General features: G+C 43.5%; 2 protein-coding genes. One reads left to right on the top strand and one right to left on the bottom strand.

The genetic code is table 11. The annotated features are described in order from the left end of the window. Positions 1–149: 149 nt before the first annotated feature. A complete protein-coding gene (locus V7K53_RS26155) occupies positions 150–6791 on the top strand; it encodes a HAMP domain-containing protein (protein WP_335200431.1) in 6642 nt (2213 codons plus the stop codon). Here the strand turns inward: V7K53_RS26155 and V7K53_RS26150 are convergent. Then, positions 6780–13898, bottom strand: a complete 7119-nt coding sequence (locus V7K53_RS26150; RefSeq protein WP_335200430.1) for an AAA family ATPase — start codon at positions 13896–13898, stop codon at positions 6780–6782. The genes V7K53_RS26155 and V7K53_RS26150 overlap by 12 nt on opposite strands. Positions 13899–13984 lie beyond the last annotated feature (86 nt).

Here is a 13984-nt window from a genome sequence, read left to right as displayed (position 1 = left end):
GCTTACACTCGCACCCATAAAAATTAGTTTGATCCACTTTCTATTCCCTGCTCTCTATTGTGATACGCATTGGCTAAAAGTACTTTAAATAAGTACGGGGTGCAAAAAATACAAAAAATTCTTTAAGGATTAAGATTAAGGATACGGCTATGGCAACCGAACAGTTAACTAGAGATAGCGACAATCTAGATTTAAATCAGCTACTAAGAACGCTGAATGCTGTTAAAGAGGGTGACTTCTCTGCTCGGATGCCCATAGATCATACTGGTGTGGCGGGGAAAATCGCTGACACGCTCAATGATATTATTGACCAAAATGAGCGAATGGCGGCGGAGCTACAGCGAATTGGTAATGTTGTCGGCAAAGAAGGCAAAATTGCCGATCGCGCCTCTCTCGGAGATGTTCGGGGTTCTTGGTCAGATTGTGTCACTTCTGTCAATACTCTGATCACAGATTTAGTACAACCAACAGCTGAAACTACGCGTGTGATTCGGTCGGTCGCCAATGGTGACTTATCGCAAACGATCGCTACAGAAATTGATGGTAGACCCCTCCAAGGTGAGTTTCTCCAAACTGCTAATATCGTCAACACAATGGTAGAACGGCTTGGTTCTTTTGCCAGTGAAGTTACCAGGGTTGCCCGTGAAGTAGGAACCGAAGGGAAGTTGGGCGTTCAAGCCGAAGTCCAAGGTGTTGCTGGCACTTGGAAAGATTTGACTGATAACGTTAACTTGATGGCAGGTAATCTCACCGGACAAGTTCGCAACATTGCCGAAGTTGCCACTGCGATCGCAAATGGTGACTTATCCAAAAAAATCACCGTTAATGTCAAAGGCGAAATTCTCGAACTAAAAAACACCGTCAACACGATGGTGGATCAATTGAATTCTTTTGCTAGTGAAGTAACGCGAGTTGCCCGTGAAGTGGGAACTGAAGGGAAGTTGGGCGTACAAGCAGAAGTTAAAGGAGTTGCAGGAACTTGGAAGGATCTAACTGACAACGTTAACTTGATGGCTGGAAATTTAACAGCTCAAGTCCGTAACATTGCAGAAGTAACAACGGCGGTAGCAAACGGCGACCTTTCTAAGAAAATCACTGTTGATGTCAAAGGCGAAATTTTAGAGTTGAAAAACACCGTTAATATCATGGTGGATCAACTTAATTCCTTTGCATCGGAAGTAACAAGAGTTGCCCGTGAGGTGGGTGCTGAAGGTAAATTAGGCGGTCAAGCAGAAGTCCGGGGGGTAGCGGGAACGTGGAAAGACTTGACCGACAGCGTGAATTTCATGGCGGGAAGCTTGACGGCACAGGTGCGGAATATTGCGGAAGTAACAACGGCGGTAGCAAATGGCGATTTATCTAAGAAAATCACTGTCGATGTGAAAGGCGAAATTTTGGAGTTGAAAAATACCATTAACACGATGGTGGATCAACTTAATTCCTTTGCATCGGAAGTAACAAGAGTTGCGCGGGAAGTGGGAACTGAAGGTAAGTTAGGCGTACAAGCAGAAGTCCGAGGAGTTGCGGGGACTTGGAAAGATTTAACTGACAACGTTAACTTAATGGCGGGTAATCTCACCGGACAGGTGCGAAATATTGCCGAAGTTGCCACTGCGATCGCAAATGGCGATCTGTCTAAAAAAATTACCGTCGATGTTAGAGGTGAAATTCTCGAACTCAAGAATACCATCAATATCATGGTGGATCAACTCAGTTCCTTTGCATCGGAAGTGACGCGAGTTGCTAGGGAAGTAGGAAGTGAAGGTAAACTTGGCGTGCAAGCTGATGTGCGCGGTGTGGCAGGGACTTGGAAAGATTTAACCGACAGCGTGAACTTCATGGCGGGAAGTTTAACGGCACAGGTGCGGAATATCGCGGAAGTAACTACGGCGGTTGCAACAGGCGACTTATCCAAGAAAATCACTGTCGATGTCAAAGGTGAAATTCTGGAGTTGAAAAATACCATCAACACAATGGTGGATCAACTCAATTCCTTTGCATCAGAAGTAACAAGGGTTGCCCGTGAGGTGGGAAGTGAAGGGAAGTTGGGCGTGCAAGCAGAAGTGCGCGGCGTAGCGGGTACGTGGAAAGACTTGACCGATAGCGTGAATTTCATGGCGGGAAGCTTGACGGCGCAGGTGCGGAATATTGCCGAAGTAACTACGGCGGTTGCAACAGGCGACTTATCCAAGAAAATCACTGTTGATGTGAAAGGTGAAATTCTGGAGTTGAAAAATACCATCAACACGATGGTGGATCAACTCAGTTCCTTTGCAAGTGAAGTAACGCGGGTTGCCCGTGAGGTGGGAACTGAAGGTAAATTGGGCGTACAAGCGGAAGTGAAAGACGTTGCCGGTACTTGGAAAGATTTAACTGACAGCGTGAATTTCATGGCGGGAAGCTTGACGGCACAGGTACGGAACATTGCCGAAGTTACGACTGCGATCGCAAATGGTGATTTATCTAAGAAAATTACTGTTGCTGTCAAAGGCGAAATTCTGGAACTCAAGAATACCATCAATATAATGGTGGATCAACTTAATTCCTTTGCAAGTGAAGTAACGCGGGTGGCGCGGGAAGTGGGAAGCGAAGGTAAATTAGGTGTGCAAGCAGATGTGCGCGGCGTAGCTGGCACTTGGAAAGATTTAACCGACAGCGTGAACTTCATGGCGGGAAGTTTAACAGCACAGGTGCGAAACATTGCCGCCGTTACCACAGCTGTAGCGAATGGCGACTTATCTAAAAAAATCTCCGTTGATGTCAAAGGTGAAATTTTAGAGTTGAAAAACACCGTCAACACAATGGTGGATCAACTTAATTCCTTTGCAAGTGAAGTAACGCGGGTTGCCCGTGAGGTGGGAACTGAAGGTAAACTGGGCGTACAAGCCGAAGTTAAAGGTGTAGCCGGAACTTGGAAGGATTTAACCGACAGCGTAAACTTCATGGCGGGAAGTTTAACAGCACAAGTGCGGAACATTGCCGAAGTTACTACAGCCGTAGCTAACGGCGACTTATCCAAGAAAATCACTGTTGATGTAAAAGGTGAAATTCAAGAGCTTAAAAACACCATTAATACAATGGTGGATCAGCTAAATTCTTTTGCATCAGAAGTTACTAGGGTTGCCCGTGAGGTGGGAACGGAAGGTAAATTGGGCGTGCAAGCTTACGTCAGAGGAGTTGCTGGAACTTGGAAAGATTTAACAGACAATGTTAACTCAATGGCGGGGAACCTCACCGGACAAGTTCGCAACATCGCCGAAGTGACGAAAGCGGTAGCGAATGGCGACTTATCTAAGAAAATTACCGTCGATGCCAAAGGCGAAATTTTGGATTTGAAGAACACTACCAACACGATGGTAGATCAACTCAGTTCCTTTGCCAGTGAAGTAACGCGGGTGGCGCGGGAAGTGGGAACTGAAGGAAAGTTGGGCGGACAAGCGCAAGTCCAAGGTGTTGCAGGTACTTGGAAAGATTTAACTGATAACGTGAACTCGATGGCGGGGAACTTAACGGCACAAGTGCGCGGTATCGCCAGAGTTGTAACCGCAGTTGCTAACGGTGACTTGAAACGAAAACTGATGTTAGATGCCAAGGGAGAAATTGAAACTTTGGCAGAGACAATCAACGAGATGATTGATACCCTGGCGACATTTGCCAATCAGGTAACTACAGTGGCGCGGGAAGTGGGAATCGAAGGGAAGTTAGGCGGACAAGCGAGAGTCCCTGGCGCGGCTGGAACTTGGAAAGATTTGACGGATAATGTGAACGAACTTGCTGCTACACTAACAACTCAGTTGCGAGCGATCGCAGAAGTTGCTACAGCTGTAACTAAAGGCGATTTAACTCGTTCGATTGCCGTCGAAGCATTAGGTGAAGTTGCGATCCTCAAAGACAATATCAACCAGATGATTGCCAATCTGCGGGAGACAACGCAGAAAAACACCGAACAAGATTGGTTGAAAACTAACTTAGCCAAGTTTACTCGAATGCTGCAAGGACAACGAGACTTGGAAACTGTATCTAAACTCATTCTCTCAGAACTCGCACCCTTGGTAGGAGCGCAACACGGTGTATTCTTCCTGATGGAGTCTGCGGAAAATACACCGTATTTAAAACTAATCAGTAGCTACGCTTACCGCGAACGCAGACATCTGGCTAACCGCTTCCAATTGGGTGAAGGTTTGGTGGGACAATGCGCTTTAGAAAAAGAGCGAATTCTGCTGACGGATGTACCAAACGATTATGTCAAAATTGCCTCTGGTCTAGGAGAAGCTACGCCCCTGAATGCCGTGGTGTTACCTGTACTCTTTGAAGGACAGGTGACAGCAGTGATTGAATTAGCATCCTTCCGCCGCTTTAGCGAAATCCATCTGACATTCTTCGACCAGCTTACCGAAAGTATAGCGATCGTCCTCAACACGATTGCAGCATCGATGCGAACTGAAGAATTACTCAAGCAATCGCAATCTTTGGCTGAAGAACTCCAAACTCAGCAAAGCGAACTCCGCGAAACCAACAAGCGTTTAGAACAACAAGCCCAATCACTCAAAACTTCTGAAGATTTACTCAAAGGACAGCAAGAGGAACTGCAACAAACCAACGCCGAGTTAGAAGAAAAAGCAGAGTTGTTGGCGATGCAAAAGAAAGAAGTCGAGCGCAAAAATCGTGAAATTGAACATGCAAGACTGTCTTTAGAAGACAAGGCAGAACAACTCGCCCTTTCCTCAAAATACAAATCAGAATTTCTTGCTAATATGTCCCATGAACTGCGAACACCGCTAAATAGCTTGTTGATTTTGGCGAAATTGTTGGCAGATAATATCGATCGCAACCTCACCAGCAAGCAAGTCGAATACAGCCAAACAATTTATTCAGCCGGTAATGATTTGTTGACGTTAATCAATGACATTCTGGATCTGGCTAAAATTGAATCTGGAACGATGTCCATTGACTTGATCCCAATGCCATTGGCAGAGTTGGGTGATGTGATTGAGCGCACCTTCCGGCAAATTGCTCAGAACAAAGGACTTGCCTTTACAATTGAATTCACTCCCGAATTGCCAAACACCATCTACTCAGATGTCAAACGCTTACAACAGGTATTGAAAAATCTCCTCTCCAACGCTTTTAAATTTACAGAGCAAGGGGAGGTACGCTTACGAATTTCGGTGGCGAAGTTAGGGTGGAGCAACGACAACGAAACCTTAAATCGTGCCCAGCTTGTAATTGCCTTCTCAGTCAGCGATACAGGCATTGGTATTGCCCTCGAAAAACAGAAAGTGATTTTTGAAGCATTTCAACAAGCCGATGGCTCTACCAGCCGGAGATACGGCGGCACCGGATTGGGCTTATCAATTAGCCGCGAAATCGCCCGTCTCTTCGGCGGCGAAATTAAACTAATCAGTCAACCCGGTGAAGGTAGCACCTTTACATTCTACTTACCACAATTGAGTGCTGAGTTCCGAGTGCTGAGTGCTGAGTCAATATCCAAACCACTCCCCACTTCCCACTCTTTACTCCCTACTTCTCACTCCCCACTCAGCACTCAGCACGGGCTAAACCTTAGCTATCCGCTAACAGCACTCATCACTGACGATCGCACTACTATTGAAAGGGGCGATCGCGTGTTATTAATTGTCGAAGATGATGTTAATTTTGCGCGTATCCTTCTAGATATGGCGCAACAGCAAGGATTCAAGGTGATAGCTGCCCAAACGGGCAGTACAGGTTTGATGTTAGCGCAGCAATTCCTACCTTCAGCCATTTTGCTAGATATCCGGTTGCCAGAAATGGATGGTTGGACAGTCTTGGATCGTCTGAAACATAACCCAAATACCCGTCACATCCCCGTACATATTATGACTGTTGAGGAAGGCAGACAACGCGGTTTGCAACTCGGTGCGATCGCATATCTGCAAAAACCTTTAACCAGCGAGACAATATCTGAGGCGTTGAGCAAAATTAAAGGTTTTGTTGAGCGCCAAGTGAAAAATTTATTGGTAGTGGAAGATGATGATACTCAACGGCTGAGTATTGTTGAGTTGATTGGTAACAGCGATGTTTCGACCACTGCTGTGGCTGACGGTGCAACTGCTCTAGAAGCTATTCGCACCCAGCATTTTGATTGCCTCGTCCTCGATTTAGGGCTACCCGACATGACCGGGTTTGAACTGATCGAGCAGATAAAACTTCTACCTAACGGCAAAACTTTACCAATTATTGTCTACACAGGTAGAGAAATTAGCAAAGCTCAAGAAACAGAACTCAGACGGATTGCCGAGACAATCATTATTAAAGATGTGCGATCGCCCGAACGTCTCCTTGATGAAACAGCATTATTTTTACACCGAGTCCAAGCAAATTTACCTGAACCGAAGCGACAAATACTCGAACAGCTGCATTCACAAGACTACTTACTCACTGGCAAAACAGCGCTAATTGTAGACGACGATATGCGGAATATCTTCGCCCTGACTAGTATGCTAGAGCGTTATCAAATCCAGGTTTTATATGCTGAAAATGGTAGAGAGGGGATTACCCTGTTAGAAACTACACCTGATATTGATGTCGTTTTGATGGATGTAATGATGCCAGAAATGGATGGCTACGAAACAACACGCACGATCCGCCAAAACGATCGATTTAAGTCTTTGCCGATTATTGCACTGACTGCTAAAGCCATGCAAGGCGATCGCGAGAAGTGTATTGAAGCCGGCGCATCAGACTACATTACTAAACCAGTAGATACCGAACAATTGCTGTCGCTGTTGCGTGTTTGGCTATACCGTTAACGACGCGATCGCCTTCACCAATTCTTCTGGATCTACAGGCTTAGAGATATGCTGTTGAAATCCCGCAGCGATCGCTTGCTGACGATCTATCTCACCAGCATAAGCAGTTAAAGCGATCGCGGGAATTGTCCCTCCTTGCTCTGGTTCCAGACTCCTTATCTGTCGCATCAACATATAACCGTCCATTTCGGGCATCCCGATATCGCTGATAATTAGATTTGGCTGGCATTGACTCAATGCAGTTAAAGCTTCAATGGCTGAGGCGACAACGGTAACAGTTGCACCATACTGCTCCAGCATGAAGGGCAAAAATTCTCGCATATCTGCATCATCATCCACTATCAGAATCTCTAAGCCAGACAGCGGCGAAGACTGAGCCGCCACCAGTGAGGAGTTATCTTTTGCATTCTTGATTTTTTTGCTTTCATCCTGTAAGTATGGAAGTCTGACGATGAAAGTTGCTCCTTGTCCTTCGCCCAGACTTTCTGCTTGCACAGTCCCCCCGTGAAGTTCCACGAGATGGCGGACGATCGCTAATCCTAAACCTAAACCGCCAAATTTTCGAGTTGTCGCACCATCTGCTTGACGAAAATAATCAAAGACATAAGGTAAGAACTCAGGTGCAATTCCTTTCCCTGTGTCAGTGACGCAGACTTGTGTCTGCGAACCAACTTGCTCTAATTTAATTTTTACCTGTCCACCGATGGGAGTAAACTTAATCGCATTAGAAAGGATATTCCAAATGACTTGTTGTAGTCGATTGGCATCGCCTAAAACTTCCCTAACACCAGATTCAAGAATTGTCTGAATCTGGATAGACTTAGCTTCCGCCGATAAACGCACTGTCTCAATGGCAGCTTCAATGACTGATACCAAATTAATCCGGTAAAAGTTGAGATTAAGTTTACCCTGAAGGATGCGGGAGACATCGAGCAAATCTTCAATTAATTGGGTTTGTAACTTGGCATTACGCTCAATGGTTTCTAGGGCGCGATCGCTTGTTGCTCGATCTAGCTTGCGGGTTCGCATCAGTTTTATCCAACCCAGAATCGGGTTGAGTGGTGTTCTCAATTCATGAGACAACACAGCGAGAAATTCATCTTTAATGCGGTTTGCACTTTCAGCAGCGCTTCGTGCTGTTCGTTCGGCTTCGTAGAGATGGGCGCGAGCGATCGCTTGGGCACATTGTTGAGCAACAGCCAAAATAAATGCTCGATCTTCTTCACTGAGTTGTTGAGGCTGGGTAAATCCCAAACTTATACCGCCAACTGCCCAACCTTCTACCATCAATGGAATAGAAATCCAGGCATTAAAATCATATTGGGCGTAAATTTCTGCTAAATGTGGGTAACAAGCTACTCGATTTTCTGTTGGTTGTGCCCAAATAGGTTTCCCAGTTCGCACAGCTTCTGCTAGGGGAGAGGGTGAATCGATGGCAAAAGTACGCCAAGCGTCTATCAAATTCTGCTTATAACCAACCGCCCGCACAATTTCCAGTTCAGTTTTACTTTCATTCACCAAGGCAACAAGGGCAGAACTGGCTCCCAAGGCAGCCATGCTCTGCTCTACAATCACATCAGAGACTTGGGCTGGTGTTAGGGATTCTGAAAGAGCAGCCGTGATCGATTGAAGACGAGCAATGCGCTCCAATGCTCGTTCTGCGGTTTTTTGTGCTTGCTGCGCTTCTTGGTAAAGGCGGGCATTATCAATGGCGATCGCCGCTCGATGGGCAACATCCTCCGCTAATGACAAGTCAGCCGTGCCGTAACGGCGTTCTGATTCCGCAGTAAAAAAGGAAATTGCACCAAAAATTCTTTCACGTGCCATCAAGGGCAAGATTATACAGGACTTTAAACCAAGTTCACGTATAATCCTTAAATGTTCTGCGTCTGGGATGCCTTTTACTAAAGCTGCATCTGGAATTTCAGTTACCATTTCAGCAATTCCTGTACGCAGTACTTTCGGCACACCTTGAGGTTCATCCAACTTTCTCGGATAACGCTGATGAAGTTCCCAACCGAGTTTCACTTTCCCTGAATCTCGGTGAGCAACTGCTACCCGATTAATTGATTGGTTGTCTTGCAGTAGATCGATGCTGCACCAATCGGCGAAGTAAGGCACAACGAGGTTTGCCACACTTGCTAGCGTACTTTCGTAATCAAGGGAAGAAGCTAGGGTTGCACTGACTTGAGCCAAAAACCCGGCTCGTTGCTGATCGGCTTCTGCTTCCTGTCGGGCGGTTTGCTCTTGAATCAGTTGAATACGTTCAGCTTCAGATTGTTTGCGATCGGTGACATCAAGCATAACACCACTCATGTGTGTGGCTTTACCTGCTTCATTGAAAAAGGCTTTTCCCCGACAGGCTGCGTAGCGAATACTGCCATCATCTCGAATAATTCGATATTCTAAATTATGCTCCACGCCTTCGTTAATTGCCCGACTCAGCGATTGAGCCAGCAATCCTCGATCGTCTGGATACAGACGAGCTAAAATCGCTTCGGAAGTACCAGCAAAGGTTTCCGGTGTTAACCCAAATAGTTGATAAATCTGCTCATCCCAATCAAAGCGATCGCTGGTAATATCCCAACTCCAAACACCGATTTGGGCAGATTTTAACGCCAAGCTGAGTTGTGCTTGGCTGTCTTCTAAACCTTGATAAAGACGAGCATTTTCTAGAGAAATGGCAATTTGCACTGTCAAAATTTCCAGTACAGAAAGTTTTTCCTTTGTAAAGGCACCGGAGATCAGATTATTCTCTAAATATAAAATACCAAGTAATTTTGACTGACGAGCGATCGGCAAACAAAGTACAGATTTAGGTTGCTTTTGAATTACATATTCGTCTTTAGAAAACAAATTTTGCTCAGTGGCATTCTGCAAAATCACTGTCTCGTGAGTTCGCTGGACATAATTCAGCATTGATTGAGGAATTACCTGTGAAATTTCACCCTCTAATACAAGTCGAGAAACATTGAGCTTTTCTGCTTGGGGATTAACTTTAGCTTCTACTTCAATCACCAGATTTTGATCGTGTTCCAGCAACAAATAACCAATTTCTGCTCCTGCTTGCTCAATGACAATTTGCATTAATGTCTTCAACAAACGCGAAAATACAATTTCACTAGATATAGTTTGAGAGGCTTTAACTACTGACAAAAAGTCTAAATGCTCACCTGTGGTAATAAACGTTCCGTTAGAGACAAGCTGTTGTTGTGGCAATAGCTGAGAATAGCATTCTTCTAAGTGCTTTACTTTAGCAAATGCCTCCCAACGCATATAGGCATTTTTAGCTGCTTCCAAGTAGGTTTTGGCAATTAGTTCAAAATCTCGCTCCAAGTAAAACTTAGCAGCTAGTTCATTAGCTAAAGCTTCATATTGTACAAATCCCTGCTCGCGGGCTGAAGCAATCGATTGTTCGTACAGACGCATTGCTTCCAATTCTCTACCTTCGATGCAAGCTATTTCGGCAGCTACTAAATGAGATTTATGTAAAAAGTTTTCAGGGCAGTGATTAGCCCAATATTGCAATTGCTGCTGATGAGATTCTAGGGTTTGCAAAAACTGTTCTTGCTCTTGAAAAGAGACTGTTGGGTAAAGAGCCGTTAGAGTCAGTGAGTAATACAAAACATAATCTGTTTCAATTGGTAATGCTAGTGTCGTAACTGGAAAATTTGTTAATTCTAATGCACAATTCAGCGCCTCTGTATACTGCCGATATGTAAAAAATATGATTAATTTGATAATGTGATAAAAAATAATTCCACTGACAAAACCTGCATCTTTAATAATATATAACGCGTGTGATTCATCAAAAATATCACTACTTAGAGTCAGATTATGGTGAGTCAATCCCCGCAGATTCATCAGTAGCATTTGCTCTAGTCTGATTGTTTGATAGACAGCATCATGTTTAGACTGACGAGCAAATGTAGTGTATTTTTCTAGAGATTTATATGTATCTGTAAGTGGATAGCCTAACTGGATAATTTGCCACGAGCCTTGATAGCCGTTATAGTTTGCCATCGTCACATCACCGGCTTCTACACAGCCGATAAATCCTCGCTCTAAAAAGGGAATATCGGTAGCAATATGGTTACACCAAATGTTAATATGACTTCCATGAATGTGTAAAACAACTCCTCTAAGTTTTAAGTCATGAAACTTTTCATTCAATTTAATGGTCATCTCAGAAAATGCGTATCCTGTAGGAATATCATGGAAGATAGAAACTAACAACATGGCGTACATGCTGTAAGCAAAACAGGAATCTTCCGTATTACCAAACTTGAGGGAGTAGTTAACAGCTTGAAGTACGACTAAGGGAAAGAGATCGGGTCTAGCTAGATAACTAGGTGGGCCCAAAGTGGTCAACAAACTAATCAGTGTCTTAATATTTTGATCTTGGATAACTGGAGCATTAATTAAATCAGAGACTTGTCGATCGCCTAAATTTATTAATATCTGGTTTTTCTCAATTGCGATCACTGCTTCTCTGCTGTGCTTCGCTATCGCACTTTGCACTTCCTCATTTGTATCAGGTAATATCACCCCAAAAAGTTTTAAAGCTTTTAATCCTAATATCAGTGCTTCTTCATATCTACCTGCAACTTGGTAGAGTCTGATTTGCAGCATATAAATATTTGATTTCTCTAGATGAGATTTTGCTTTTAGCAATAGTAACTCAAATAATTCTTCCGCTTGTTCTAAATTTCCTGTTAAAAACTCACACTCAGCCTGTTCCCTAAATAAAGTAAATGTTTGGTCATATTGTTCCATCCAGGCATTTTCAGCCAAAAGATTTATGGCAACGCTAAAAAATATTTTCGCAGGAGTGTAAGCTGTGGAAGCTTTTGCCTTTTTGCCAGCGATTAAATTTAATTGTATTAATTCATCTTTTTCTGTTTGTTCAATAATCAGATCCACGGCGAGATTTAGTTGATTGACTAGATCAAAAATTTGCTCGTTCACTTGTTCAGCATTCGCATTCTTCAGCAAAAGCTGCCCAATCTTCAGATGAACAGCCGATTTTGATTCATCGGCAATTAAGGCATAAGCCGCTTGTTGAACTCGGTCATGGTAAAAACGATAGTTTTTATCAACACTTTCATCTGACTCGATAGAAATAATTAATCCTCTTAAAATTGCTTCAACAAGTGCATTTGCCGTTTCTTCAATAGATTGTTCGCCAACCAGCGCCAAAACTTCTAAATCAAAGCGATTACCGATGCAGGAGGCTAACTTAAGTACCTGTTGAGTTGCAGGTGGCAGTTTTTGCATCCGCTCAATCATCAGATTGACAATATTATCTGTAATACCTTGGGCTTCAATCTCAGCTATATCCCATCGCCACCCCTTACCAAGGGAGGATTGAGGAGAGTCAAAATTCAGCAGATTTTCTTGATGCAGTGTTTTGAGAAATTCATTGACAAAGAAAGGATTACCGTCAGTTTTTTGGATAATCAATTGAGCAAGGGATTCTACTTGCTCTGCTGAACTATGTAAAGTATCAGCAATTAACTGATTGACATAAACAAGATTCAACGGTGTAACTAGAATTTCAGTCGTTCTTGCTCCATATTGTCGAACTTTCTCTATCATTAAACTAAAGGGATGTACAACATCTACTTCGTTATCTCGATAGGCTAAAATGAAGCAGAGATACTGGATACTAGAGCCAGCAATAATAGTTTGAATTAAATTCAAAGTAGCTGTGTCTGCCCACTGCATATCATCTAAGAAAACAGTGAGCGGATGCTCTTTTTGAGCAAAGACGCTGATAAAGTTTTGAAACACCAAGTTGAATCGATTTTGAGATTCGGCAGGCCCCAACTCTGGTATAGGAGACTGTTCTCCAACAATTAGTTCAACTTCTGGAATTACATCTGTGATTAGCTTACCATTGTTCCCTAATGCCGCTTTTATTCGCTTTTTCCAGGTAGCAAGTTGATTTTCAGGTTCAGTTAAAATTTGTCGAGCGAGTGTTTGAAAAGCTTGAACAATAGTGGAATAAGGAATATCTCGTTTATACTGATCGAATTTACCAGAGATAAAAACCCCACGTTCTCTAACAATGGGCTTGTGAATCTCCTTCACCAGAGAAGATTTACCAACGCCAGCATAGCCAGAAACTAACACGATTTCTGGTTTACCTTGATTAACAACTCGCTCAAATGCTTGTAAAATCTTGGCAATCTCTGGTTCTCGCCCATACAATTTTTGAGGAATTTGAAAGCGTTCTGAGATATCTTGTTCACCCAAAACAAAGGATGGGATTTGTCCAGTTGTCTCTAATTGTTTTAAGCACTTTTCCAGATCAAATTGCAAACCTAAAGCGCTCTGATACCTCTGTTCTGAAACCTTTGACAACAATTTGATGATGATGTCACAGAGCATTTGAGGAATATCAGACTTTAACTGATTCGGGGATGGTGGAGATTTAGCAATATGACAATGCACCCACTCTAAGGGGTCGTTACCTTGAAATGGTAGCTGACCTGTCAGCATCTCATAAAAGGTGATACCCAGAGAATACAAATCGCTGCGATGGTCAATTCCTCGATTCATCCGCCCGGTTTGCTCAGGTGATAAATAAGGTAGACTGCCTTCAATGCGACTGGAACTGCTAACTATTTGCTGTTGGTATGGAATGAAGGCAGCAATTCCAAAATCGGCAATTTTGACCTGATTAGTTTCGAGGTTAATTAAAATATTTTGCGGCTTAATATCCTTGTGGACAATGTGATAAGTGTGGATTTGTGCAAGTTTACTAGTGATTTCAATCGCAATCTTCAGAAACGGCACAGGCTGTTGAAATTGATCTAGCAATTGGTCGAGCGATCGCGCCTGAAAATCCTCCATAATTAAATAAGGGATTCCCTGATGGATCTCTAAGGCGTAAGCTTTGACCGCTGCTGCGGTATTTAACCTTTGTGCGATCGCATACTCATGTTTGAGTTGTTCGATATTATTGGGTGTACACTGTTCTGGACGCAGCCCTTTGATAATTACCGGACACCGATCTTTAACCTTAATTCCACGGTATATGACTGCTTTTACCCCTGCTTTTAACAAAGTGACAATTTGAAATCCGGGTAATGCAATCATCATGCCAAACACTCCAGCCGTGGCTTCTTCAGGGATAATCCGAGCTTAATTGTATTTTAAATACATTTCTTTGGGCAGATGAAATTTAG

Source organism: Nostoc sp. (assembly GCF_036917355.1).
Taxonomy (GTDB): Bacteria; Cyanobacteriota; Cyanobacteriia; order Cyanobacteriales; family Nostocaceae; genus Nostoc.
This window is presented reverse-complemented; position numbering and strand designations above follow the sequence as displayed.